Raw genomic sequence first — 24,594 nt, forward strand, 5'->3', positions numbered from 1 at the left:
CATCTGTCCTTAATGAATTTTGCTGCCCAGGGTCACCACGCCGTCCGCTTTTTCGCGGCCGAGCCAACTGGTCCACCCCAGGCGACAGGCGTTCTGCTCACCGATGCGAAGTTCGCGGATTTCTTCCTGGCGCAGCACCAGGCGAATGTCGTAATCGAGCGGGTCACGCAGGGTGAACCGCACCAGCGCGCACAGCGGCTGGTAGCCGAAACCGATCGGCAGGAATTCGTGGAAGCGTTGCCAGTCGAGCTCGCGGATGTGAATGCGGAATTTGCCGCTGCGGTCGCGCACGTGTTCGCCCAGCACCAGGTCTTCGCCGAGCATGCTGTTGCCGCGACCGAGGCGATTGCGCTGCTCGTCGAGGATTTCGACGCGGCGCTCGATGCACTGCTCGATGGTCAGCTCGGCGTGCTTGAAGTAGTAGCGCAGCACCGCTTCGATCAACGCCGCCGAGTGCGCCCGCAAGCTGAGCAGGCCGAGGTACGGCAGCAGGCGTTTCCAGTTCAGTTCCTGGGCCTTGCGGATCTCTTCGCCGCCGAGGCCGATCAGGGCAAACAACTGCGCCGAAAACGGGTCGAGCGCGCCACTCTGGAAACTGGCGCGGTAGCGATACTTTCGCCAGATCGGCAGCATCAGCCGTTGCAGGCGATGGTGAAACAGGTCGAGAAAGTTACGGGTCGGGTTGCCGTCTTCGCTGTCACCCAGCGCTTGTTCGCCATAAAACGCAGGCAACGGCGAACCGGAGCCGACCAGGCCGATCAGGTTGAAACGCAGACGCGCGCGCCTCATCCCGTGTTCTTCGAAAAACTCCACGCGATCGACGTCGCTGCCAGGGAAACCCAGGCTCGGGTTGGCCTGGAATTCCAGCTGGTCGTACAGGTCGTCTTCGCTCAGGTGCGGGTGTGCATCGCGCAGCCGGTCAATCACCAGCAGCACGGCCTGAAACAGCGAGTACTCGCGTATTACCCGGGTCAGCCCGCTTAAAGCAGGGGCTGCAGGCCCATACGTGGTGTCCATTGGTACACCTCTCCCTGTGTGCTTTTTACCCGCAGCTCGTGGTACGAATTGAGACTGGCGTAAAGCGCGAAAAACTCGTTAAGAACCGAAGCGAACACGAACAGGTCGCCCTCGCCGATATACCCTTCCGGGTCGATGGTCAGCTCGGTGCGCAACCCGCGAACCGGCAACCCTCGGTGCAATCTGTCGACATGCTGGTGCTTGATCGACTTGAGCCCGCCCAGCAGGCGTTTGCTGACTTTTTCCGCGTGTTGGTCGTAGTAGCGCGGCAGGTCGTAGGTTTCGAGAATCACCTTCAACGCGTTGACGTCGGCCAGCGACAGATAGTTGAGCGACATGTTGCTGATCAGCTTCCAGAGGAAGTCGCGGTTCAGCGGCGGCGCGAAACTCGAGGTAGCCGGGGTGATATTGCGGAAACTCAAAAACTCCGGCGTCTCTTCGCAGGCCATGCGGATGTCGCCGAGCTTGAGCTTGCGCGGCAGGTTCTGGTTGGTGCACATCAGCTCGATCGACAGGGTTTCGTGGGCTTCGGTGTGGCGGATGCCGAAGCTCAGGTAGGTGTCGAGGCCGTCGTGAAGCAACGACGAACGCTGGCGGATGCTGTAATGCGGACGGCTGTTGGGCACGTCGAAACTCGGGTCGTGCTCGAAGGATTCGAATGGCACGTACTCTTGATAACCGAGGCCGCCGGGCTTCCAGCCAGTCACGGTTTCCACCGAAAACACACCGCAGTTTTCCAGGTCGTATTCGGCCGGCAACAGCAGGTATTCGTCCTGTTTGCCGTCGAGGCGAATCGGCAGTGCATCGTGCTCGAACAGGTTGACGATCGGCGTGCAATAGAGCTTCACGTTGTCCAGGGTCGGACGCATCCGCATGATGCCGCTCTTGCGAATATCGAAGCGCAACTCCAGGCCGCGCATTTGCTTGAGGGTGTCTTCCGGCAATGCCTTGAGCAGGTCCAGACCGTTGATATCAACGAACAGGAATTTGTCCTGGAAAGCGAAATACTCCTGCAGGTAGCGATAGCCGCGGAAGGTGTTCAGCGGATACGGGATCAACGCTTCCTCTTCGGCAAAACCCACCGGCTGCACACGGTCGCCGGGCATCTTGAACGCCATCGGTTGACCGCTTACGCCGTTGATGGGCTTGCCGGCGCCGTCCAGCGGGATCAGCTCAATGCCTTCGAGGTTGCGCAACAGGCTCAGGTAAAGCATCTGGCTGATGTAACGCTCACCGGCAAAGTGCAGGCGCAGACGACTCAGCTCCAACTCGCCGAGGTGACCATCCGCGCTCATCTCCAGGCGCAGGCTCAACAGCGAACCGTCACCCTTCACCGAGTAATTCAGCGCAGCCAGATCCAGCGGCAGCACCTCGGTCGGGTAGCACGTACGGAAACGGCAGCGCACATCATCGACCGGCACGCTCTCGACCGGCGTATCACGCTCAACCCTCAACGCCGGCCCGGAACGCTTCAACGGATCGAACTGCAAAATGCTGAACGCCGGCAGCGGCCGCATGTAGTTCGGCCACAGCAACTGCATCAGCGAGTGGCTGAGCTCCGGCAACTCGTCGTCGAGCTTTTGGCGCAGACGGCCAGTCAGAAAGGCAAAGCCCTCCAGCAACCGCTCCACATCCGGATCCCGCCCGGCCTGACCAAGGAAAGGCGCCAACGCCGGGCTACGCTCGGCGAAACGACGACCTAACTGGCGAAGTGCGGTGAGTTCGCTTTGGTAGTAGTGGTTAAAGGACATGGGTGGGCTGCCTGGTAGTGGAACTCATGAAAAAACTGTCCTGTAGAGCGCGACTGTCAGACAGGCACACACGTAGCCCACCACCAATAGGTAAGGCAAAATCGTGACCCAGCCGAGTAACATGTAAAGGCTTTCGGACTGCCCGTTGAACGCATGGCACAAGTCGTAGACGACCCACGGCGCGGCATAAAAAGGGAGGAGTTTTAAAGGAGCAAGCCAAACCATCCGCAATACTTGGGCTTCATCCCGCCCTATCACGGAGCGGGTCGTCCACAACGCAAACACCAAGTAGCCAGGAATTCCCCACCACAGCAGATACATCCACTCGGAATACGTTGAGTCGATTTTCGTGTAATAGCCGCCCAGCAAGCTGACGAAGAAAATCCCCAGCAACACTGGCAGCGGCCACCACAGGGCGACCAACAGAAAACTCAGGCGACCTCTGCTAAGCATCGTTCGCCCCGCTGTCGGAAACAAATAGTCGGGAGCACTGGTCATTCGCATTCGCCTGTAGATGGGCTCTGCCCAACGCGGTGAATGAACGTTCTCTGTACCCAACGCAACTCAATGACTTGCGTCGCCAGAATCGCCAGCAACGTGACACAACCCTGGGCGACGCTATAGAACAGCGCCCGTAGAGGATTCTCAGGCAGCATCCAGAGCAGGATGAAACCGACCATCACGCTCAGCAGTAAAAGCTTGACCATGAGGTTCGGTACCAATGCAACAACCAGGTTCATGGCCAGAAAAATATAAAAAAGCGCGTAACTGGCCATTCCGATACCGACACCGTGCGAGGTGAAGCCACCGTTCAGAACCTTGTAGGCACTCACAACTGCATCGTTAAGAAACGCGTAGGCAATACACCCCAGAGCGTGGCACAACAGGCACATGACGGCGCGAATGTTTTTGTTCATGCCGGATCCAGACTCCCGTAATAAGAACCCGCGACTTGTATAGCGACGATGCTAGCCAGGGCGACAAACATCAGCGTCCGATGCAAGCGTGACTGCCGCATCCCGCGATGGAGTGCCGTCAGGAGCAGCACAAGACAGAGCAATGCCAGGCTGCCGAACAAATCACTGTCGGCCACCCCAGCCAGGTAGCCCTCCATTTCAACCATGCTCATAACTATTCGCGTCCTGGTATTTAGGATATGACATCAGTTATCCAAAACTTTGTAAGGGGTGTTACTGATTACAAAATTCGCCCAATGCTCTCTCCAATTCGGAACTGACAATGTAAACACTCCCTGACTTTTGCTCAGGTCTATCCATGTAACCCCGACCGTGCCTTCATCTTCAAAAGACTGCATATCCAACGACGTCTCTGAAGTCAGCGGCGTTCGATAAACATGATTGGAATTCTTTACTTCAACAAAACGGAGATAAACCATGCCGGAAGCACTCAAAAGCCAACTAGCTCGAACCGCTTCGATTTGGTAATCGCCTGACTGGGTGACAAGTGAGACATAAGGTGTACGCGTCAACTCGCGATTAACCACAAAAAAACACATAGAAAACACCGCCACCAAAACAGCAATAACGGTAATTGATTTTTTATAACTGTTCATTTAACCAAGATCTCAATCGGTGCAGCGGTTACGCTCTCATAAAGAATGTCGGAATAAACCCGAAAGTCCCCGCCTTTCCGATTTTTCTCACGGTACTCTCGAAAATCGCTATTCTGTACAAGCATATAATGCTTTCTTTCCAACTCGTTAAAGGCAGCCTGTTTTTCGGGACTCATTCCACCGCGAGAGTTAAATCTGATCTTGTTTTTTTCAAGAGCGTAGCTCGAATTTTTTTGGCACCCTCAACGATATCTGCCTCAATGCCGTCAAAGTTCCAGTAGCCAAGCCCTTGACTGTACAGGGAAAGGCCATCATTGAAGTCGTAAGAATCTTCAATATAAAAACCAATCCGAACCGGAAGGAAAACGACGTTTTTCTTAGTAACTATTATTTCTCCCTCCGCAAACACATGAATATTAAAATTAGCTAAAGCCGCACGTAGTTCGTTGACTTCGTCTTCACCGTCCTGATTAAACTCAATCGTCTCACTATTAGCATATCCGAATCTTTCTACTGCACTGGCTACACCATTGAAAGCAAATGGATAAACACCCGGAGTTCTACCACCGTAAACTGGAATCATTTTTTTCTTGATGAGAGCTATCCCCGCTGGATTATTCCATTTAGTGCGCAGACGCTCGACCGACTCTTTTGTTCTGGCGAATTTAAGAGCCCAGCTCATTTTTACTATGCTTTCGTTAATGTATTCGTCAGGGGCAAATTTTTTATGACTTTTAACTTCCTCTTCCATGCCGCCATCTTTTGTCGTAGGCCATGGTTTGCCAGCGAACCAGTGCAACATCAAATCTGCCGCAACCGGCCATTGAATTTTTTTCATTGCCGCTGGGATATCAGTGATTCTAAATTGACGCACAGCGACAGTTTGTCCGACCTGATTACTTGCCGGCGTCATGATTGACTTGATAGTTGTCGCTGCCATTTTTATTCCGCCCAATGAATATTCATAACACCCGTCAACGGACAGGTTTTCTTCCTACAACTAGCGTTACGCGAGCACCACTTTAGTCTGCGGCTCTATCACCAACTCAAACTCTTCCGCTATTGACGAAAAGATTTTCTGCGTTTTGCCGTCGCTATCTGTGACACCGGAAATGATCTTTCCCGAGGCTGTCTTAAGTGTGTACTCGACACCAGCCAACGGCCTCCCGGTGTCCTGGCAATTGATCACGTAGTGCTCGTTAAACGGCCACTGAATCTCCACCGGCAAAGGCGGAACAAACGGCGCCGGCGAATGCGAGTTCCCGATAATCACCGTCGAAGACCCGGCCGTAACTTTATTGCCATGAGCACCAACGGAACCCACGGTCGCCGCCGGTTTACCGTTAATCAAAACAGTCGTTGCAAGGTCGCCAACCATCGCACCACCACACGCCGAGGCATCGCCTTGGCGGGCGGCCGCGAGGCCGTCGAAGAACACGTCGCCGGAACCGGCGGCGATCGGGTTGGTGCCGTGGCCGGGGAGCGGGCAAGCGGTGGGGTCGGATACGCGTGCTGCGGGTTTGCCGGACATCGGAGTCTCCTTAGTTGACCTTTACTTGACCGCTGCCATCCAGGCGCGCGGCGAAACTGACTTGGCGCTTGAAACCATCAACTTCCAGCAGGCCTTCGATGCTGAAGGACAGGCGAAGCTGATCGTTGTCACGCGGCAGGGAGATGACACGCACGTTGCTCAGGCGCGGTTCGTAGGCTTCGATGAAGCTTTCGATGGCCCGGCGGGCCTGACTCAGGGAGTCGTGCAGGCTCAGGCGCATGTCATTGAGATCGGGTAGCCCGTAATCGGACAGCGTTTGCACGCTGCCCGCACGGGTGCTGAGCATCTTGGCCAGATGGGCAGCCACCGACGCCATGGCGGAAACCTCGCGGCTCCAGCCGACGCGTTTGTCCGCGTCGCCACCCAGGCGTTCGAAAAGGCTGCCGTATCCAGTCATGAGTCGCTCCGTTTACTCTTTGTCCAGCTTGCCAACCAGCGACAGGGTGAAATCGGCACCCATGTACTTGAAGTGCGGGCGCACGTTCAGGCTGACGCGGTACCAGCCCGGCTCGCCTTCAACATCGCTGACGATGATCTGGGCTGCGCGCAGTGGACGACGGCCACGGACTTCGGCGCTCGGGTTTTCCTGGTCGGCCACGTACTGGCGGATCCACTTGTTGAGTTCCAGCTCGAGGTCGGTACGTTCTTTCCACGAACCGAGTTGCTCGCGCTGCAGCACTTTCAAGTAGTGAGCCAGGCGGTTGACGATCATCATGTACGGCAGTTGGGTGCCGAGCTTGTAGTTCAGCTCTGCAGCCTTGCCTTCAGCGCTGATGCCGAAGAATTTCGGCTTCTGCACCGAGCTTGCGGAGAAGAACGCCGCGTTGTCGGAGCCTTTGCGCATGGTCAGGGAGATGAAACCTTCCTCGGCCAGTTCGTATTCACGACGGTCGCTAACCAATACTTCGGTAGGAATCTTGGTTTCGATTTCGCCCATGCTTTCGAAGTGGTGCAACGGCAGGTCTTCAACCGCGCCACCGCTTTGTGGGCCGATGATGTTCGGGCACCAGCGGAATTTGGCGAAGCTGTCGGTCAGCTTGGTGCCGAACGCGTAGGCCGTGTTGCCCCACAGGTAGTGCTCGTGGCTGTTGGCGACGGTTTCTTTGTACACGAACGATTTGACCGGGTTTTCTTCCGGGTCGTACGGGTTACGCAGCAGGAAGCGCGGCACGGTCAGGCCAACGTAACGGGAGTCTTCCGACTGACGGAAGCTCTGCCATTTGGCGAACTGCGGGCCTTCGAAGTGATCCTTCAGATCTTTCAGGTCCGGCAGACCGGTAAAGCTTTCCAGGCCGAAGAATTTCGGGCCGGCGGCAGCAATAAACGGCGCGTGGGACATGCAGGCTACGCTGGACACGTACTGCATCAGTTTCACGTCCGGCGAGCTTGGGGACATGTAGTAGTTGGCGATGATCGCGCCAACCGGCTGACCACCGAACTGGCCGTATTCAGCGGTGTAGATGTGCTTGTACAGGCCCGACTGCATCACTTCCGGCGAATCTTCGAAGTCATCCAGCAGGTCGTCCTTGGAGACGTTGAGGATTTCGATCTTGATGTTTTCGCGGAAGTTGGTGCGGTCGACCAGCAACTGCAGGCCACGCCACGACGATTCCAGGGACTGGAAGTCCGGGTGGTGCAGGATTTCGTCCATCTGGCGGCTGAGCTTGGCATCGATCTCGGCGATCATGCGGTCGACCATGGCCTTCTTGACCGGCTCACCGTTGTTCTGCGGCTTGAGCAGCTCTTCGATGAACGCCGACACACCGCGCTTGGCGATGTCGTAGGCTTCGTCATCCGGGGTCAGGCGGGTTTCGGCGATGATGCTGTCGAGAATGCTGTATTCGCCGTTCTCGTTGCTCTTTTGCTGTGCTGCGCTAGTGCTCATTGTGTTGGCTTCCTTGGCTGATGGGGGCTCAGGCGTCCTGGGCTGCGGCGTTCAGGCCCAGCTCACCGAGTACGCGACCGCGGGATTCGTCGTCGGCGAGCACGCCTTCGATGGCTTTGCGGAACGCAGGCGCGTTACCCAGCGGGCCTTTGAGGGCCACCAGCGCGTCGCGCAGTTCCATCAGTTTTTTCAGCTCAGGCACTTGCTCGACCAAGGATGCCGGGTTGAAGTCCTTCATCGAGTTGACGCGCAGTTGCACGGCCAGTTCTTCAGTGTCGCTTTCTTCCTGAAGACGGTTCGGTACGCTCAGCGTCAGGCTCAGCTCTTGCTTGGCCAGCACTTCGTCGAAGGTCATCTTGTCGATGCTGATCGGCTTGCGATCTTCGACTTTGCGTTCGTCCTTGCGGTGGGTGTAGTCACCGATTGCCAGTAGTTTCAGCGGCAGTTCAATCTCTTCCTGAGCACCGCCGGTGGCGGGTTTGAAGGTGACGTTGATGCGTTCCTTGGGGGCTACCGAGCCTTCTTTGGCCATGGCTTTTCTCCTTGCGGTTGTGGCCCTGGGGCCTATTCGAGTACCACTTCGAGATCGAGGTGGCACAGCCTGCGATAAATCTCTTCCTTGCGTTCACGCACTGCATGGTTCTGCGGTAACAACTCGCAGCAGCTATGCAGCAAATGCAGCACTTCCAGCGCAAGATCGGGCTCCCAGGCGTGCAGGCCTGAGTCCTGTAATGTTTGGTCGAGGGTTTCGAGTTGGGTCTTGGCCAGTTCGTATTTCTTGGCCATGAAGCACAGCCGCGCGAGGGCGAACTGCCAGAAGAACCGAACCCGCCCGCCGTGGGCGCTTTGCAGGCCCTGCTTGAGGATCTGCACGGCGGCCTTGAGGCCGTCCTTGCGCAGAATCGGCATGACTTCTTCCAGGGCCAGTTCCCAGGCCGGCTGGGTATCGGCGACTTCGACCTTGCGCGGCGCACTGGCGCTTTGCAGGTGCGGCATGACGTGGGCGCTGATCCAGGCGCGGGTGGCCGGGTCGGCGAACGGCGCGCCGTCGTGGAAACGCAATTCGATGATGCCGGGCAGGCGCTGAACCAAAAGCGCGAAGTGGATTTCCACTTCGCGCATGGCCATCTCGGCGTTCAGCCCCTGAAGGCATTCCCAGACCATTCGCTGGCCATCGAACCAGAACGGCGCCTTCGCCAGGCTCGCCTCCAGCTCTACCAGCAGATCAGCGTATTTCCCTTGGTCGAAGCGGTCCTGATAGGCCTTGAGTTTGTCTGCCGGCACGCCACGCAGGACGGTGATCTGCTCGGCATTGCGCTCGGGCACCGCGTCGATGGGCAGCCACAGCAGCGTACGATTGAGGCGCAGGGCGCGCAGGTCGGTGGCTTTCTGCTTGAGCCACCAGGCGCACAACGGACGGGCGCTTTCCTGCTGAGCGCGCAGGGCCTTATGGGCTTCTTTCTCGTTGTCGATCGGTGCGCCGGGGGTGAACAGCTGAGTCGCAGCCTGCTTGACCTGGGCGACTGCGGCGCCCACCACACCGGGCTCCGGCTGGTTGTCGGCAGCGCGCTGAACCATGTTTTTCAAGCGGCGGGAGATCGGCAGCAGCAACGGCGCGTCATCGCCCAAGTGCTCGGTGCACGCGGCGTCGAGGCCTTCCAGATGCTCGACCAGCCGGCGGAACAGCGGCAGCTGCTCTTTGATCGCAACGTTTTCGTTCAGCACCTGCTCAAGACGCGGCACCAACCAGCTGATGGCGGCGGAGCGGGTGCGGGCCTTGTTCGGGTGAACTTCGGCCCAATGGTTTTCACAGAGATGGTGCAACAAACCGAGGCCGGCCAGCAGCCCCTGGAAGGATTCACGCTGGTATAGCGCCCAGGTCAGCCACGCGCCGACACGCAAATCCTTGGATTGAGTGCGCAGCAGGTTTTCGCTGTTTTCACGGATTTTCAGCCAGTCGATCTGACCACTTTCGTGCATGGACTGGGCTTTGGCCAGTTCGCTTTCCAATGCCTCGTATTCGCTCGAAAAGCGAACATCCTCGCCCGCGAAACTCTCTTGGGAAACAGAGGCTTTTGCGAGTTCAAGGTAATGGGCAGAAAGTTTGCTTGAGTAGGACATCCATGGCCTTTAATTAGGAAAACGGTCATGCGGCCATTGCAGTTGCAATGGCGCCGGACAGTATCAAAGAGCTGCGATGAGTCTCATCCAATTGAGTTCGTGCTCTTTCAAGTGCGCGCATCCTAATCACAATGATGGCCATTAGCAAGCACCCAAATAAACAATAAAACGGCGGTTTCTCTATTGCATGTAGGAGAAAGCCCTATATGTGACAGGGGATTCCCTGACGCTGGCTTTAACCCTCCAATCTCGACGAATTGCCCCCGAAACCATTGGGCCAGAGCGGTTTATCAAACCAGTGGATAATCGCTGAACATTCACGCCCTGAAGCGGAACCCAGCATGACAAAAATAAAAAATGAAAAATGTAGGAGGTTTCCGAAAAGTTACAGTCATCTATGGACATAGCAGTGACAGACAATAAGCAATACAAGATTCCGTCAAAATGATGGCGCCTTGTATTTGATCCACTTCTCTCCAAATACATATTCTGTTCGCCTCAAATTTCTTACAAAAGTATCGAAAGCCCTTCGCGCGTTGCTGACGCAACATTCTGAAACGCGGAAAACTCTGACGTACTTTCTGGAGGCGTCCGACATCATTCTTTTGTTCGCTTGTAAGCGTGTCGGGTAGTTTGCGCTTGCTCCAACTCGGCATCCCCTATGGAGGCTGGCAGGGATGTAAATTGGCGTTGAGCAGAATGGCGGACAATCCGCAGTTGCTGGTGAAGCGAGCGCTGGATCATTTGCCAGCGCAGGAGATGGCGGCGCATGGCGCCCAGGCGTAGCCAGTACAGATCATTCCCACGCAGTGCGCGGGAATGATCAAAGCCCTACAGAAAGCTCAATCAAACATTCGGGCAAGGTACCGGTGCCCAGTCGCCCAGGTCCGGGTTCTTGCACATGCTGTTGACCTGAGTGGTGCCTGCGCTGGCGACTTGCTTGCTTTCCGCCTGTTTGGCTTGTGCGGTTTGCAGGGTTTTCTCGGTGGTGACCGCTTCTTTCGGCACGGTTGGCAGCACCGGTTTTTTCGCCGGTTTCACCGCTTTTTTGCTCTTGGTCGGGGTCACGACCGGTGTGGTGTCGGCGGTCGCCACGGTGACCACGTCAGTGCGCTGCACGCCTACTTGCTGCAGGTCTTTTTCGTAGGCCTGGGTGTAGTTGTTCAGGTCTTCGCTGGCTTTACCGTTCACCGCGACGATCAGGTCGTTGGACTCTTTGAGGCCGGCGACGATTTCTGCCAGGCGCTTGCGGCCCTCGGTGTCGCTGACGGTCTTGGCCTTGCGGTCGGCGACCAGTTTGGTGAACGCGCTCTGGTAGCACTGTTGCGAAGCCTTGGCGTACGCGGTGCTGCGGTCGATGTCGGCGGCGCTTTTGTTGACGTCGGAGGCGTAGGACGCGATGCGCTGGTTGTCATCGGCGATCTGCTTCTGACGCTCGTTGTAGTAACCGACCGCGCCGCCCGCCAGGGCACCGCCTGCTGCACCGATGGCGGCGTTGCGGCCACGGTTCTCGGAATCGGTCAGGGCGCCCAACAGTGCACCGCCGACAGCGCCGACAGCCGCACCGGTAACCACCGACTTGGTCATGTTCGAATCGGTGGCGCGCAGGTGCTGCACCGGCTCGTAGCAGTTCGGGTAGTACTCGACCTTGGTGCTCGAGGCGACCTTGGACGTCGGCGACGTAGCGCAACCGGTCAGTACGGTGCTGAAGCCAACAGCGATCAGCAGCAAGTGACGCTTGGAAACCGAAGCAAAAGCTTTACGGGAGGAAAGCATAGTTGTGTTCTCGTTTAAGTTTGACCAGCTCAGCACGGCCCATCGCCGCCTGAGTCCCTTCCAAGCTCGCTGTACAACGAACGATCAAGACCGCTGAGCGTTCGATGCGAGCAATTCCTTCAATATCGCCGCCGGGTCGGCTCGTCGTTGCTGACGATAATCACCGACATGGCGAACGAATAACGTCGCGCGCGTCACCAGGCTCTTGCCCAGTACCGGCTTGCGCTCCAACTCTTCCTTGATGCGTTGAAACTGCGCCTGGATCACGGCATCGGTGTAGCGCGTGCCAGTCGCCAGGTTGTCGATGTAGATCGCCACCGCGCCGTCCAGCGCGCTGCGGCCGTTGTCGATGGCCATGGCGAACAGCTTGGCGCTGGCCTCGTCCTTGGCGTCCACGGCCTGCTGGCGACTCTTCTGCAAATTGGTCAGGCGAATGTTGTAGTTGTTGACGGTCTCGGCCACCAGGGCCGCCGACTGGATCAGGTTGCCGGCCGCTTCCTCGCGCTGTTGGGCGATGAGCGAGACGTTGCGCTTGAGCTCTTCGTTGACCAGCCCCAACTCGGCTTGCAAACGCGGATCGACGCTGGCGGCAATGATGCTGTCCAGGCGTTTGGTCGGGTCCTGGGCGTCATCGATGGCATCGGTCAGCGAAGCCAGCCGACCTTCTTTCTGCCATTGGGCAAACAGTTCCTTGTAGCGCGAACGGGGCGCCGACAACGCGCCAACCGCGACCCGGAACCCGGTGGTTTCGTTGTTTTGCTCGGTGCCGTCGGCGGCGAACAGCGGGTACTCGCGGCGCATCCCGGTAAACAAGGTGCCCTCGCCTTCCAGGTAATTGCCGCCCTTGACCACGAAGCCGCCGTAGGTGCCCTGGCGGCGTCCGGCGTGCACCAGCTGGAAGGACTCCTGGACCATTTCGGCGGCGTTGCCGATCACGTCGAACAAGCCAATGGGGTTTGGCAGTTTGGTACCGATCGGCATCAACCGCGCGGCCTGACCGGTGCCGCCGGCGACCTGATTGAAGACCGCCCAATCGGCCAGCGGTCCGTCGCTTTCGCTGCCGTCCAGGCGCCGGGGAAACAGGCGCCCTTCCAGGTCCTGACGGCTGACGGCCTGCCCGCCACGGGCAGCAAATTCCCATTCGACTTCGGTCGGCAAGCGCACAAAACCCAGCCCGCCCTCCTCTGCCGAGGTGCCGCGACCGCTCACCGGCAGCAGGTCCTTGTGGTATTTCATCAGCCAGGCGCTGTACACCGCCGAGAAGCGTTCCGCCTCGAATCGCGACAGCTTCACCTTGGGCAAACGCCCGGCCATGCCTTGCGGAATTTCAGCCTGCAACGCCTCGCAGGCTGGCGCTGGTTCACCGCTGGCCAACGATTGCGCCTGGGCCATGACCTGCGCGTATTGGCGGGCGGTGACTTCGTATTTGCCGATGAAATAGAGCATCGGTTTGAGCGGGGTGTTGGCGTCGGTCTTGGGCATCAACGGGGTGATGCTTTTACTCCAGTCCTTGGGCAGATCCTTGAGGGTGAACTGGCCATTGATGAAGTCCCGGCGATAACCGGAAATGAACGACTGCTGATAGCCGGCCTCGCCTTCGCTGAACGGGTAACCGAGGCTGATCTCGCGGTCGTCCAGACTGCCCTGGGCCAGGATGTAGACGTAACGGAACACCATCTGCCCTTCGCACGGCAGCGGCAGGCTGACGTCATCGGGCAACGGCTTGGGGTTGTCCAGCTTGTCGGTGCCTTCATCAGCCCAGACCATGCCGGCCAGGCTCAGCGCCACGGCGGCGCCCAGTAACTTATACATCTCGGATTCCTTCACACGCCTGGATACGCGCCACTCGCCAGCCACCACAGAGCGCCGCCACGGCGCTGACGCCGAGCACGGCCGCCAGGGCCAACGCGTAGTGACGCGCCAGCAGATGGCTGGCGTACTCGCCCGGCATCTGCGCAAATAAATGGTTCAGGCCCGATTGCGCCAGGCCATACAGCCCGGCACTCAACAGGGCGGCAAGGCCGGCGCTGTACAGCGCCTGCACCACCACAAACAACAGCAACGCTGCCGTGGAAAACCCCAGCAAGCGCAGCACCGATAACGCTCGACGCTTGCGCTCGACCGCCGCCAGTGCCCCGGCAAAAATCGCCGCGAACGCTCCCGCCACGGCTAATCCGGCGATGATCCAGAACACGATCGACAGGTTGCGGCTCAGCGATTGCACTTGGGCGATGGCCTGGGCCTGGGTCGAGACCAGCAGGTTCTGTGCAGCGAAGTATTGGCGCAGCGGTTCGACATCCTGGAGGCTGCGGGCGTACAGGCGAAACGCCGGATATACCCGCTGCTCCGTCGCGCCCACCGCATCACCTGGCCAATCGAACGCAGGCACGGCGCGGCCGTCCCGGTAATCTTCAGCCGCTTCCAGTAACGTCAACGGCGCGAACAATCCGTCCCGGGCGAAGGCTTCCAGCGGCAGAACCTGCAGCACCTGAACGCGAGTGCGCTGCGCCTCGCCACGACCGGCCACCTGCCGGCCAAAACCGGCCTGTAACCAATCACCGGCCTTGGCCCCAAGCTTTTCGGCGGCGGTCTGGCTGAGCAGCACCTGATCCAGCCCTTGGGGTACCGGCAGACTGCCGAGCAACGGATCGTTGGCGGTGGTGGGGATCATTTCCACAGTCACCGTCGAAGCGCCAGCGGTCAGATCCGCTGTCGCGGCAATCTGCCGGGTGCGCGGCAAGGCGAACGACACGTCGCTGCGCTGGCTCAACTGCTCGATAAACGCGGCACTGAACCGGCCGCCACCCAGGGGGATGATCTCCCGGGTGGCCGGGTCGTTTTCCAGGCGCTCGGTCAAACTGCTGACCAGGCCGAATTTCAAACCGAACAGCACCAGCAGCGGTGCGATCACCGCCACCAGCGCCAATACCGAGCAGGCCGACAGCCAGGCATCGTTGCGGTAATCCTGCCAGGCCAGGGAAGCCACCAGCGCGCCGCGCATCAGCAGGCCTCCCCAAGGGTGGCGGTGACACCGCCATCGACGTCGCGATGACAACTGATGCGTCGCACCTGCAAACCGCTGGCGCGGGCCAGTGACTCGTCGTGGGTGGCAACGACGCAGCACACCCTGTGTTCACGAGCCTGGGTCACCAGTAACTGCATCACGCGTTCCGCGTTCAGCGGATCGAGGGCAGCGGTCGGTTCATCGGCCAACAGCAGGCGCGGCCCATGGGCCAGGGCGCGGGCACAACTCACCCGTTGCCGTTGGCCGACGGACAAGTCGCACGGTCTTTTGCCCAGTTGATCGGTGATATCCAACGCCCCGGCCAGGCGATCGACGCTGCCGTCGTCGTTCAAGCCGAGCAGTTGGCGCGACAGGTCGATGTTGCCGCGCACGTCCAGAAAATCCAGCAGGCCACCGGTTTGCAGCACGTAGCCCAAGTGCCGGCTGCGCAGGTTCGCCAAGGCACTTTGCGCATCTGCGCGCCACAGCCCGGCAATGTCCGTCGTGGTTTGGCCGGACGCAAAATCAAACTGCCCGGCCTGATCCGGCGCCAGCACCAGCGCCAGCAAATCGAGCAACGTGCTTTTGCCGCAGCCACTGGGACCGACCACCGCCAGTTGCTCACCGGCACGCAGTTGCAGCCGTGGAATCACCAGGCTGTAGCGCTGGCTGCCGGCGCCCCGGCTTTTGTGCACTGCGCTCATGTTCAGCATCACGGCAGCGTCGACAATGGAACGCGGTACAAGGCATCACCCGGTTCGGCATCGCCGAAACGCACCCAGTTGGCCAGGTCGTTGTGGAAGGTTTCGTAGAGGCGGATTTTCGAGTCCAGCTCGTCGATAAAGTCCTCCTGCTCGGCCACGCTCAGGGAAAGCCACAAATCCTGGGTCATGTTCAGCGACTTGCTGCGATAAGGCAGTCCTTCCAGGTACTCCCCCAAAACCCCGCCATCGGCCAGATTGCCGCCTTTGCGCAAGGCCGAGGGATCGCGGCTCATGTAGGCACTGGCACTGGCGATTTCCTGGAAGAAATTCTTCGGTGAGGTCTGGGTCTTGCGGGCGGCGTCGACGATCAGTTTCAGCGATTGCTGCAAGTCGTTGAGCTGCAGTTTGGTCAGCATCACGCACACCTGGAACGCCGGCAGGGCCGGGTTGGTCAGGTCGCGGTCGGCGGTCCAGGCGCTGACCAGTTGCGGCGCCTGGCTGGCGGCTTTTCGCCCCAGGAAGTCCATGTGCATCGCGTAGCCGATGGCCGCCGATTTGTCGGCCAGGCTCGGCGCGGCGCTCAGCAGCGGCACGGTCTGCGACTTGTTGCTGCGCACCTGATGCACCAGGTCGGCAAACACCGAACCGATCTCGTCCACCCGCTCACCGAACTTGCGCACATCGGCGCCCGGCACCGGGATGTACAGATCGCCGATCTGCGGGTTGGCGTCGGCGGTCAGGGTGCGATACTGACTTTGCGCACCGCCATGGGTTTTCTTGCCGGCATCGCTGAGCAGGTGCAAGGCGTATATTTTGATCTGTTTGCCCAATGCGGCCTGACGTACTTCGGCCTCGTTCATTTGCGTGGTGGCATACGGGTCGTTCTTGCGCAACGCACCGGCATCGGTGACCAACAGAATCAAGCGTCCGCCATAACCGGACCAGTCCATGCCCTCGACCGCTTCCATCACGCCGGCAAACGCATCTTCGTTGAACGAATGGCTCGAGACCGTGGACGCCTTGACCTGCCGCGCCAGGTCCATGAAGCGCTGTGGGTCGCGGCCCTGGTCCAGGGTGATCAAGGTTTTGGCGACGTATTCCAGGCCAGGGGTTTTCTGGATGCTGTTTCGAAACCCCACCAGGCCAAAGCTGACACTGTCCAGCTCGCCCCGCTCGGCGATGCGGGTTTGCAGTTGGTGCACCACGTCGCGGACCTGATCGATGTAGGGCTGCATGGACACCGTGGTGTCGACGACCAACACCACAGCGGTGCGAAATGCATCGGCATTGGCGGCGCTGATCGGAGTGTTGCCGACAGTGGCCTTCGGTGCATTGCCGGGGTCGATAGACGCCACGTTCAGCAACTGCACCGGCTGGCCGTTTTCATCGAAGCTCTCGCGCGAATCAAAGATTGGCAACAGATAAAACTGGTTTTGCGGCACCGCGCTGGCGGCCGGTTCCAGGGCCAGTACCTGCTGATTGTCTTCACGGTTCTGCTGGGCCTTGAGCAACAGGTTTTTTGCAGCCGACGGATCGGCCAGCAGCCGCTCCACTTCGCCAGGCTGACGCAGGAACATCACCGGCGCACGACCGGAGCGTTCGGTGAACTTGAGCACCAGGCTTTGCTTCCAGTCGCTGACTTGCTCGGCTGGCAACCAGCCGTCACTGCGCCCGTCGGTGGCGGCGCCGACGCGTAGCCACGGGCTGCCGGCCACCTCTTGGCGCTGATAGACGTACAGCACGGAAAACGCCGGCAAGGCCTTGTCAGGTGCTGCCCCCGGTTCACTGGCGAGTTTCGCTCCCGGCTTGCTGAGCACCCGCTGGAACAAGGTTTTTTTGCCGGCCATCAGCAGCGGGCGCTGACCATTATCGACGTCTGTCGCCACAGGGGGGTTCACCGGTGGCGCCACGGCTGGTGGTGTTTTGACTGGAGGCACTGAAGCCACTGGCACCTTGGCGTCCGCCTCGACGTCACCGGACAGCCACCAATAACCCGCGCCGCCCAAGGCCAGCACCACGGCTACCGCAACAGCGGCAAGCGCGAACACCGGTCCCTTGCGCTGCTCCGAGGCCGGGGATTGCGGCGTCGACTTCGCCGTCGGCGCAACAGGCTTGGCTTGGGGTTGCGGCTGTGCGGGGCTCGTCGGAATGTCGATGGACACCGGCGTCAGTCCCGCCAGGTCATTGTTCATTGGAAGGGGCAACGGCCGGATCGTGGTCGCTTCAACCGATTCCCCGGGCAGATTATCCAGCGCCTGCAACAACGCCTTTGCATCCGGGAAACGCTCGGCCGGATCCTTGGCCAACAGCTTGCGCAGCACCTCTTGATAACGGCCGTGGTGCACCGGCAGCTCCGGCAGCGGTTCGGTCAAATGCGCCAGGGCCGTAGAGAGCGCGTCGTTGCCGGTGTACGGCAGTTTGCCGACGAGGATTTCGTAGAGCACCACGCCCAGGGCATAAAGATCGGCCCGGCCGTCAATGTCCTGGCCGCGCGCCTGTTCCGGGCTCATGTAGCTGGGCGTGCCGACGGCGAAACCCGCTTGGGTGAACTGGGTGCGGTCGTCCAGCGACTTGGCGATGCCGAAGTCCGAGAGCACCGCTGTGCCATCGGCGCGGAACAGAATGTTCGCCGGTTTGACGTCGCGATGAACCAGCCCCAGCCCATGGGCATAGCCCAGCGCCGAGGCGATCTGGCGGATGTAGATCAGGCCCTGCTCCGGCGTCAGGCCGGCGGCAATGCGCTCCTTGAGCGTGCCATTGGGCAGGTATTCCATAGCCATGTAATACAGCTCACCGACATTGCCGATGTCATGGATGGTGACCGTATGCGGGTGAGACAGGCGCGCCAGGGTTTTGCCTTCGCGCAGGAAGCGCTCGCAGAAACTCGGATCGGCTGCCAGCGCGGCGGCCATGACCTTCAACGCCACCTTGCGCTCCAGCGAGCGTTGGGTCGCCAGGTAAACGCTGGCCATGGCGCCCTCACCGATCTCACCGTCGATGTCGTAGCCCGGGATCAGAATGTTCGCGGTGAGGTTCATGAAGGCACCTTCACGACGAGGACGGTGATGTTGTCCGGAGCGCCGCGCATCAGGCCCAGGGACACCAGGCTGCTGGCGATTTCCCCTGGCTCGTCGTGGCCCAGCACCTCGCGGATCTCATGATCTTCAACGGTTTTGTTCAACCCGTCGCTGCACAACAGGTAACTGTCGCCGGGCTTCAACAGCAACTCGACCATCGCCAGTTCCAGCTGTGCCTGGACCCCGATGGCGCGGGTGACAATATTGGACCGCGGGTGCACCCGGGCTTCGGCTTCACTGAGCAGGCCGCTGTCCTGCAGATCCTGGACGTAACTGTGATCCCGCGAGATGCGTTTGAGCCGGCCGTCACGCAGGCGATACAAGCGGCTGTCGCCCGCCCACAGACACACCCCACGCAAGTCACGCGCCGCCAGCACCACCACCGTGCTGCCCATCATGGTCACGCCGCGGTTGGCGGTTTCTTCACGCACGGCGGCGTTGACCCGCAGCAGGTCGGTTTTCAACGCCGCGACGTATTCATCCAGCGAACGGCCCACAGCAATGCTACGCAGACTGTCGACAATCAGACTGCTGACGTAGTCGCCCGCCGCGTGCCCGCCCATGCCATCGGCGACCACCCACAGGCCTTTTTGCGGCAGGTCCAGGCAAGCGTCTTCGTTAACCTGGCGGACCATGCCGACATGGCTTTTGCTTGCAGACTTGAGGGTCCTTCCCACGTTTGAACACATCTACACAACACCTTCTTGGCCGAGCAAAAATTGCGCAAAATCAGCGGCGGCCGGCAGGCCCTGGCACCGCAATAAACCGGGGGCGATGCGCTCCGAACCCTGGCCCCACCACACACTGGCCCCTTCGCAGGCCTGTTCGGCGAGGGCGATCATTCGCGCCTGCGGATCAGTGACATCAAAGCGGTGCAACCCGGCAAAACGGCCGCTCGGGGTGCGTCGCAGATAAGCCGGGCTGCCCAGCGCCTCCAGTCCTGCACCGAAGGCCTCGAAGCTTGCCTCCACGTTCAAGGTGCTCAACAGCAATTGCTCGACCTGTTCAAACCAGATATCCGAGCCGCCTATCACCGACGCAGGATCAGCGTCGTGATCCAGCAGCACCGCGACGGTCAGCGGAAAATACCGGCCAACCCGATCAATGCTCGGCATCACCACCCCCACGGCGGCCTGCGGCCCACACACACCGGGCGCAACCATAAAGCGCCACAGCGGACTGACCAGATAGGCATTCAGCCAACGGTCGCCAAGGCTCTGGCTGGCGAGCAACCCCGCTGCCAGCCACGAATCCCAAGGGCCGATAAAACTCTGCGGCAAACCACGGCTGACAAAGTCCCCGCGACTGGCCAACTTTCCATAGAAGCCCGGCGTGCTCATAAGCGCTCCGGCAGGCTGAAACCGCTGAGCACACGGCTCTTGAACGGGTTGAAGGCGCTGTTGGCCCGTAGCTCATAAGAGGCGCTGGCGCCATCGACCCGCAACCGCAGGTTGAAGCGGTCCGGCGAGTTGCCGGCGGTCAGGTCCGATTGCTCGAGCAGGCGGAACCAGGCCCAGGGCCCGTCCAGGGTGATGCCGGACCGACCGCTGGCCGTGGGCGGCATGATCGAGATCCGCACCACGCCGATGCTGCCGGGGTTGGGCCATTGCATCGCGGTCGGACGGCTAGGTCCGTGGTCGTAGCTCAATTGCTGGCCGTCGAGGTCGAGCAAAAACTGGGTGATGGTGGAATCCATGGCCACGGGCTTGAGTTCGAAGCGCACCATCGGCTGGGTACCGCCGGAACGGAAAAACGCATCCCGGATGGTCGCTGCCCGCTGGAAGGTTTGCAGCACGCCCGGGGCGATGCCGAGCTTCTGCGCGGCGCCCGGTTGCCAGCGCCAGGCCTGGGTCGAGGTATCCACGTAGGGCTGCAGGTATTTGCGGAAGTAGTTGTCCATCACCCCGCCCACGCCGAAGAACTGACCGAAGTCGTCGAGGGTCGCGTCCCGTGCACTGCCTGGCGACATCGGATAACGCCCGGCCAGGGACTGGCGATAGATGTTCACCACTTCGCTGGTCCAGGCCGCGTTCAGTTGATTGCGTACTCCACCCATCATGCTGTTGGTGGTGGAGTTGACCACCGACTTGACCAGGCCCTGCACCAACGCCGGTTGACGCTCGGCGTTGAGGCTGACCCGCGTCGCCGCCGCTGCGGCCTGGTTCTTGGCTTCGCCAAGCAAGGCGTCGCCGCTGGCACCGACCATGGCGCTGACCTGCACATACAGGGCGTTCATGTCGGCCAGCAGGCCGTCGATGGCTGCCGGCTCGCCTTCGTTCTTGCTGACGATGCGGTTGAGTTCGGCAAAATGCGCGGTGACTGGATCGTCACTGGCCTCAGGCGTGTTTTGCATCGCCTGCTCCTGGCCGAGCAAAGTGCCCAAGCGCTCTTTGAGCTTGTCGACCCCGCCCTCCACCGGCGCGCCCTTGGCGGCCAGCACGCGTTCTTCCTGTTGCAGGTCGGTTTCCTTCGCCACCGCCACCAGCAGTTTTTTCAACGGTGAAGTCGGCCCGGAAATCACCCGCAGCACATCGGCGGCCTGGGCCACGCTGGTGATCGGCACGAAGTCGATATCAGCCAACAAGGCGTCCCACTGGCGCTGGTAATCCTGGAAATACAAACGGCGTACATCGGCAGCCAGGCTGGCGACGTTCTGTTGTTCTGCCTGATCGCGACCGAGCACCCACTGCTCCTCGGCCAGGGTGCCGGTCTGGTTCAGGCTGGTGAGCAAAAACCCTTGGCGGTAACCCTTGGCCGTGAAGAAGCCACTCAAGGGGTCGCCCAGCGGCTTGCCGCTCTTGCGGCTGAACACCAGCGCAGCATCGCGCCCGGCCGCTTCGTTGAGACGAAAGTCCGCAATGCCGTCCGGCAGTTTCTGCCGTTTGATCCGGTCGTAGACACGCTGGGCCACCGGCAGCTGTTGCAACTGCCGGCGTAAATCGTCGATCAGGCGTGGGTCGAGACGCGCAGTGGGCGGATGGCGTTCGAACAGCGCCTGCAAGTGCTCACCGAGGGCTACGCGCTGCTCGGCCGGTAAGTCGCGCGGCAGGCTGCGGTCCCAGTCCAGGGCGATCCATGCCTTGATGAAATCAGCATCGTAATGCTCGCTGTCGGCGAGCATCAGGTAGGCCTTCAAGCCTTCGTAAAGGAAGTCCGAATTGCCGCCGCCGTGCAGTTGCTCCTCGATACGCGTGAGCAAGCGCGGCGCGAAGACCGCGATCAACAGCTTGCGATAAACGCTGCCGGACTCGGCTTCAAGCATGTCGCCCTGATACAGACCCAAGCCTTCGGCCCAGTTCGGCGCATCATCGGCCAAGTGCTTCACTGCGTTGAGCAAGGGCAACACGGCGAGCACGTCCCGCTGCGCCGGGCTGAGGTTCTGCACGGCCTGGCCCAAGGGCACGACTTTCTGATCGACTTGCGCGATATACGCCTGATTGGCGCGATAGCTGACCCACCACAAGGTCCCGACCACCAGCACCAAGGCTACAGTCGAGGCCAGCACGCCCTGGGCGATCCACTTGCGTCGACGTTCGACTTTCGGATTGACACCCACCAGCCCACGCTCGGCAAAGGCCACGGCGCTGAAGAGCTTTTCGATGAAGTAACTGCGCCCGGTGCCGTTCTGGCGCACCAGGTGCTGGCGGTCCAGGTTCATGCTCTGGGCCATGGAGCCGATCAGCCGGTCAATCGGGCTGCCTTCCTGGGTGCCGCTGGTGAAATACACCCCGCGCAACAGCGCCCGCTCTTCAAAGGCGTTGGGTTTGAACACGCCCTCAAGGAAGCTTTGCAGGCAATCCTTCAACGCGCCGAACTGCTGTGGAAAACCGTAGATCAGATCGCGTCGCGCCGGGTCGCGTTCCTGCTGCAAGCGCTCCACCAGCCGATCGTTCAGGCGTTGCTCCAGACCGGCGAATTCGCTTTGCAGATGGGCCAGCGGGCTGTCATTGCTTTTGCCGTCATCCAGAGCGAAGGTCATGCCCCAGACCTGAGCTCGCTCTTCCTTGCTCAGGGTGTCGAAATACTCCATGAACCCGGGCACCAGATCGAGCTTGGTCAGCATCAGGTAGATCGGGAAGCGCACGCCCAGTTGGGTGTACAGCTCCTGAATGCGCAGGCGTATCGCAGCGGCATGGGCGGCGCGCTCGGCGTCGCTGCCCAGCAACAGGTCGGAGAGGCTGATAGCGATAAATGCACCGTCGATCGGGCGACGGGCCCGCTGTTTTTTCAACAGACCCAGAAAGCCCAGCCATGCGGCCTTGTCGACCGTCGCGTCGCTGTCCTGAGTGGTGTAGCGGCCTGCGGTGTCGAGCAGCACAGCCTGGTCGGTAAACCACCAATCACAATTGCGCGTACCGCCGACGCCGCGCACCGCACCGGCGCCCAACTGCGCGGCCAACGGAAAATGCAGACCGGAGTTGACCAGCGCCGTGGTCTTGCCCGAACCCGGCGGGCCGATGATCACGTACCACGGCAATTCGTAGAGATTGCGTCGTTCGTCGCCGCCCAGCTTGGCTTTCTTCAACAGCGTCAGGGCTTCGTCCATGCGCTGGCGCAGGGTTTCGAGCTCTTCGGCCGTAGCGATGCTGGTCGGGTCCGGCGGGGTTTGCGCCGCCAAGCTGCGCATGACTTCGGCGGCCTGACGGCGGGCCTGGATGATGCGAAACACCCGATAGGCGATCCACACCGCGAATACCAGAATGATCAGCGCCCAGCGCCGGCCTTCGGGCACCAGGAGCTCAAGCAGCGGCCCGACAAACCAGATGATCAGGCTCAGGGCGATCAGCCCCAGCAACGGAATGACCCAGCGGGTCATAAAACTGAAAAACGCCTTCACTCGACCCCCTCCGCCAACACTGTGATTTCGACCCGACGATTGCGTGCGCGGCCCTCGGTCGTAGCGTTCGAGGCCAACGGTTCGGTGTCGCTGCGGCCTTCGGCGCTGAAGCGCTCGGGCTGGCCGGTCTTGGCCGAAAGGATTTGCAGCACCGAAGTGGCCCGCGCCTCGGACAACGCCCAGTTCGATGGAAACCTCAAGGTGGCAATCGGGCGATTGTCACTGTGGCCGGTCACCCGGACCTGGCCCTTGACCTTGCGAATGGCATCGGCGATGCGCAGCATCAGCGGCTGGAAATTGTCGACGATACTGGCGCTGCCCGAGGCGAACAGCTCATCGCCACGGATAGTCACCACTGAACGGTCAACGGCATCTTCCACGGCCACCCGGCCGGCCTTGATTTCATCAGCGAGAAAACCGGCCAAGCGTGGCCGCTCGACCAGTTTCGGCTGCACCACCGGACGGTCGATGGCCTGCACCGGGATCTCGCCCAGCGCATGAATGTTTTTAAACACCGGCTCGGCATCGGCGGCCAGTTTCAAGCGCAGGCCGAACACCAGGGCCAGCAGCAACGCCACACCGATGGCCACCGCGATCCATGGCGGCATGAATTGCGCCAGTCGATCGCGCGCCACGGTCACGCCGCGCCAATGGGGCGACAGTTCACGCTCATATTCGCCACGGGCGCTGCGGATAACCGCACTGGTGCGCTCACGCAACGCCTCCAGTTGGCTGCGACCATCATTCATGACCCGATAACGCCCTTCGAAACCCAGGCACATGCACAGGTACAACAGCTCCAACAGATACAAACGTTCGCGGGGGCTTTGCAGGCAATGTTCCAATAGCTGGAACACCTTCTCGCCGCCCCAGGCCTCGTTGTGCACGGTGATCAGCAGGCTCTGCTTGCCCCAGTCGCCGGTGCCACCCCACGGCGTACTCAACACCGCCTCATCCAGGGCGGTGCACAAGGCGTAACGGGCCAGCAACACATCGTTGCGCACCACGCCGGCGGCCTCGGCGCGCTCCTCGAACTGGCGCAGGTAGGCCAGTAGTTGCGCCCGCAGACTCGCCGGTGCCGGGTGGGCAATGGTGTTGCGCAAGCGGGTCAGCAAAGCCAGCAGCGGGCCCGCGGCGCTCTCCAGGGGGTTGAGACCTTCGGCTTTGCCGGTCAACAGCGGCGCGGCCGGCATCGACAGTGGCGCGGGCTGGGCGCGGCCAGGGTCCGGGCGGGCCGGCTCGGCGCCACGGCCACCGGGTGTCGGCATGAACTGGGTACGATCGTCGTTATTCATCG

At 60.5% G+C, this 24,594-nt stretch carries 22 protein-coding genes; all 22 read right to left on the minus strand.

The genetic code is table 11. The features are described 5' to 3' along the window. Nucleotides 1-9: 9 nt before the first annotated feature. Nucleotides 10-1,017, minus strand: a complete 1,008-nt coding sequence (tssG, locus tag LOY28_RS29155) for a type VI secretion system baseplate subunit TssG (RefSeq protein WP_018927440.1) — start codon at nucleotides 1,015-1,017, stop codon at nucleotides 10-12. Then, on the minus strand, nucleotides 981-2,768 hold the full coding sequence (gene tssF, locus LOY28_RS29160; RefSeq protein WP_019650073.1) for a type VI secretion system baseplate subunit TssF: 1,788 nt from the start codon (nucleotides 2,766-2,768) through the stop codon (nucleotides 981-983). Before tssF ends, tssG begins: the two co-directional genes overlap by 37 nt. 24 nt (nucleotides 2,769-2,792) lie before the next feature. Then, complete coding sequence (locus tag LOY28_RS29165) at nucleotides 2,793-3,266, minus strand: hypothetical protein (protein ID WP_018927438.1); 474 nt, start codon at nucleotides 3,264-3,266, stop codon at nucleotides 2,793-2,795. Then, nucleotides 3,263-3,685: a hypothetical protein gene (locus LOY28_RS29170; protein ID WP_018927437.1), complete on the minus strand. Its 423-nt coding sequence runs from the start codon at nucleotides 3,683-3,685 to the stop codon at nucleotides 3,263-3,265. The genes LOY28_RS29165 and LOY28_RS29170 overlap by 4 nt, the downstream gene beginning before the upstream one ends. Continuing rightward, on the minus strand, nucleotides 3,682-3,897 hold the full coding sequence (locus LOY28_RS29175) for a hypothetical protein (RefSeq protein WP_018927436.1): 216 nt from the start codon (nucleotides 3,895-3,897) through the stop codon (nucleotides 3,682-3,684). Before LOY28_RS29175 ends, LOY28_RS29170 begins: the two co-directional genes overlap by 4 nt. A 33-nt stretch (nucleotides 3,898-3,930) precedes the next feature. Next, a complete protein-coding gene (locus LOY28_RS29180; RefSeq protein ID WP_155944805.1) occupies nucleotides 3,931-4,341 on the minus strand; it encodes a hypothetical protein in 411 nt (136 codons plus the stop codon). After that, on the minus strand, nucleotides 4,338-4,517 hold the full coding sequence (locus tag LOY28_RS30215; protein ID WP_408981028.1) for a DUF6402 family protein: 180 nt from the start codon (nucleotides 4,515-4,517) through the stop codon (nucleotides 4,338-4,340). Before LOY28_RS30215 ends, LOY28_RS29180 begins: the two co-directional genes overlap by 4 nt. Beyond that, the gene (locus tag LOY28_RS29185) at nucleotides 4,514-5,281 is read right to left on the minus strand and encodes a DUF6402 family protein (RefSeq protein ID WP_258612866.1); all 768 of its coding nucleotides are present in this window, start codon (nucleotides 5,279-5,281) and stop codon (nucleotides 4,514-4,516) included. The genes LOY28_RS30215 and LOY28_RS29185 overlap by 4 nt, the downstream gene beginning before the upstream one ends. A 66-nt stretch (nucleotides 5,282-5,347) precedes the next feature. Next, nucleotides 5,348-5,872 carry a PAAR domain-containing protein gene (locus LOY28_RS29190; protein ID WP_018927434.1) on the minus strand — a complete coding sequence of 175 codons (525 nt, stop codon included), beginning with the start codon at nucleotides 5,870-5,872 and terminating at the stop codon, nucleotides 5,348-5,350. A 10-nt stretch (nucleotides 5,873-5,882) separates the two neighbouring features. After that, the gene (gene tssE, locus LOY28_RS29195) at nucleotides 5,883-6,290 is read right to left on the minus strand and encodes a type VI secretion system baseplate subunit TssE (RefSeq protein WP_018927433.1); all 408 of its coding nucleotides are present in this window, start codon (nucleotides 6,288-6,290) and stop codon (nucleotides 5,883-5,885) included. Nucleotides 6,291-6,302: 12 nt separating this feature from the next. Further along, complete coding sequence (tssC, locus tag LOY28_RS29200; RefSeq protein WP_019580436.1) at nucleotides 6,303-7,778, minus strand: type VI secretion system contractile sheath large subunit; 1,476 nt, start codon at nucleotides 7,776-7,778, stop codon at nucleotides 6,303-6,305. 28 nt (nucleotides 7,779-7,806) lie between these two features. Beyond that, a complete protein-coding gene (gene tssB / locus LOY28_RS29205; protein WP_007934526.1) occupies nucleotides 7,807-8,310 on the minus strand; it encodes a type VI secretion system contractile sheath small subunit in 504 nt (167 codons plus the stop codon). A gap of 32 nt (nucleotides 8,311-8,342) precedes the next feature. After that, on the minus strand, nucleotides 8,343-9,899 hold the full coding sequence (gene tssA / locus LOY28_RS29210) for a type VI secretion system protein TssA (protein WP_019650068.1): 1,557 nt from the start codon (nucleotides 9,897-9,899) through the stop codon (nucleotides 8,343-8,345). Between the two features lie 846 nt (nucleotides 9,900-10,745). Continuing rightward, nucleotides 10,746-11,675 carry a type VI secretion system-associated lipoprotein TagQ gene (gene tagQ / locus LOY28_RS29215; protein WP_019650067.1) on the minus strand — a complete coding sequence of 310 codons (930 nt, stop codon included), beginning with the start codon at nucleotides 11,673-11,675 and terminating at the stop codon, nucleotides 10,746-10,748. Between the two features lie 84 nt (nucleotides 11,676-11,759). Continuing rightward, a complete protein-coding gene (locus LOY28_RS29220; RefSeq protein WP_019650066.1) occupies nucleotides 11,760-13,487 on the minus strand; it encodes an SUMF1/EgtB/PvdO family nonheme iron enzyme in 1,728 nt (575 codons plus the stop codon). Further along, nucleotides 13,480-14,676, minus strand: coding sequence for an ABC transporter permease (locus LOY28_RS29225; protein WP_019650065.1), 1,197 nt, complete (start codon nucleotides 14,674-14,676; stop codon nucleotides 13,480-13,482). The genes LOY28_RS29220 and LOY28_RS29225 overlap by 8 nt, the downstream gene beginning before the upstream one ends. Further along, nucleotides 14,676-15,392, minus strand: coding sequence for an ABC transporter ATP-binding protein (locus tag LOY28_RS29230; protein WP_111453060.1), 717 nt, complete (start codon nucleotides 15,390-15,392; stop codon nucleotides 14,676-14,678). The genes LOY28_RS29225 and LOY28_RS29230 overlap by 1 nt, the downstream gene beginning before the upstream one ends. Continuing rightward, nucleotides 15,392-18,421, minus strand: coding sequence for a serine/threonine-protein kinase (locus LOY28_RS29235; RefSeq protein ID WP_258612867.1), 3,030 nt, complete (start codon nucleotides 18,419-18,421; stop codon nucleotides 15,392-15,394). The genes LOY28_RS29230 and LOY28_RS29235 overlap by 1 nt, the downstream gene beginning before the upstream one ends. Further along, a complete protein-coding gene (locus LOY28_RS29240; RefSeq protein ID WP_309475750.1) occupies nucleotides 18,418-19,137 on the minus strand; it encodes a protein phosphatase 2C domain-containing protein in 720 nt (239 codons plus the stop codon). The genes LOY28_RS29235 and LOY28_RS29240 overlap by 4 nt, the downstream gene beginning before the upstream one ends. A gap of 12 nt (nucleotides 19,138-19,149) precedes the next feature. Continuing rightward, nucleotides 19,150-19,800 (minus strand): type VI secretion system-associated protein TagF, encoded by a 651-nt coding sequence (tagF, locus tag LOY28_RS29245; RefSeq protein ID WP_064621130.1) that lies wholly within the window; start codon nucleotides 19,798-19,800, stop codon nucleotides 19,150-19,152. Beyond that, the gene (gene tssM / locus LOY28_RS29250; RefSeq protein WP_018927423.1) at nucleotides 19,797-23,297 is read right to left on the minus strand and encodes a type VI secretion system membrane subunit TssM; all 3,501 of its coding nucleotides are present in this window, start codon (nucleotides 23,295-23,297) and stop codon (nucleotides 19,797-19,799) included. Before tssM ends, tagF begins: the two co-directional genes overlap by 4 nt. Further along, the gene (locus tag LOY28_RS29255) at nucleotides 23,294-24,592 is read right to left on the minus strand and encodes a DotU family type VI secretion system protein (protein WP_018927422.1); all 1,299 of its coding nucleotides are present in this window, start codon (nucleotides 24,590-24,592) and stop codon (nucleotides 23,294-23,296) included. The genes tssM and LOY28_RS29255 overlap by 4 nt, the downstream gene beginning before the upstream one ends. Nucleotides 24,593-24,594: the final 2 nt, after the last annotated feature.

The sequence above is a fragment of the Pseudomonas sp. B21-017 genome (assembly GCF_024749245.1).
In the GTDB taxonomy this organism is placed as follows: domain Bacteria; phylum Pseudomonadota; class Gammaproteobacteria; order Pseudomonadales; family Pseudomonadaceae; genus Aquipseudomonas.

Bases quoted from the DNA above. Each gene is read 5' to 3' on its own strand.
- tssG (WP_018927440.1), bottom strand. From the start codon at position 1,017: ATGGACACCACGTATGGGCCTGCAGCCCCTGCTTTAAGCGGGCTGACC.
- tssF (WP_019650073.1), bottom strand. From the start codon at position 2,768: ATGTCCTTTAACCACTACTACCAAAGCGAACTCACCGCACTTCGCCAG.
- LOY28_RS29165 (WP_018927438.1), bottom strand. From the start codon at position 3,266: ATGACCAGTGCTCCCGACTATTTGTTTCCGACAGCGGGGCGAACGATG.
- LOY28_RS29170 (WP_018927437.1), bottom strand. From the start codon at position 3,685: ATGAACAAAAACATTCGCGCCGTCATGTGCCTGTTGTGCCACGCTCTG.
- LOY28_RS29175 (WP_018927436.1), bottom strand. From the start codon at position 3,897: ATGAGCATGGTTGAAATGGAGGGCTACCTGGCTGGGGTGGCCGACAGT.
- LOY28_RS29180 (WP_155944805.1), bottom strand. From the start codon at position 4,341: ATGAACAGTTATAAAAAATCAATTACCGTTATTGCTGTTTTGGTGGCG.
- LOY28_RS30215 (WP_408981028.1), bottom strand. From the start codon at position 4,517: ATGAGTCCCGAAAAACAGGCTGCCTTTAACGAGTTGGAAAGAAAGCAT.
- LOY28_RS29185 (WP_258612866.1), bottom strand. From the start codon at position 5,281: ATGGCAGCGACAACTATCAAGTCAATCATGACGCCGGCAAGTAATCAG.
- LOY28_RS29190 (WP_018927434.1), bottom strand. From the start codon at position 5,872: ATGTCCGGCAAACCCGCAGCACGCGTATCCGACCCCACCGCTTGCCCG.
- tssE (WP_018927433.1), bottom strand. From the start codon at position 6,290: ATGACTGGATACGGCAGCCTTTTCGAACGCCTGGGTGGCGACGCGGAC.
- tssC (WP_019580436.1), bottom strand. From the start codon at position 7,778: ATGAGCACTAGCGCAGCACAGCAAAAGAGCAACGAGAACGGCGAATAC.
- tssB (WP_007934526.1), bottom strand. From the start codon at position 8,310: ATGGCCAAAGAAGGCTCGGTAGCCCCCAAGGAACGCATCAACGTCACC.
- tssA (WP_019650068.1), bottom strand. From the start codon at position 9,899: ATGTCCTACTCAAGCAAACTTTCTGCCCATTACCTTGAACTCGCAAAA.
- tagQ (WP_019650067.1), bottom strand. From the start codon at position 11,675: ATGCTTTCCTCCCGTAAAGCTTTTGCTTCGGTTTCCAAGCGTCACTTG.
- LOY28_RS29220 (WP_019650066.1), bottom strand. From the start codon at position 13,487: ATGTATAAGTTACTGGGCGCCGCCGTGGCGCTGAGCCTGGCCGGCATG.
- LOY28_RS29225 (WP_019650065.1), bottom strand. From the start codon at position 14,676: ATGCGCGGCGCGCTGGTGGCTTCCCTGGCCTGGCAGGATTACCGCAAC.
- LOY28_RS29230 (WP_111453060.1), bottom strand. From the start codon at position 15,392: ATGCTGAACATGAGCGCAGTGCACAAAAGCCGGGGCGCCGGCAGCCAG.
- LOY28_RS29235 (WP_258612867.1), bottom strand. From the start codon at position 18,421: ATGAACCTCACCGCGAACATTCTGATCCCGGGCTACGACATCGACGGT.
- tagF (WP_064621130.1), bottom strand. From the start codon at position 19,800: ATGAGCACGCCGGGCTTCTATGGAAAGTTGGCCAGTCGCGGGGACTTT.
- LOY28_RS29255 (WP_018927422.1), bottom strand. From the start codon at position 24,592: ATGAATAACGACGATCGTACCCAGTTCATGCCGACACCCGGTGGCCGT.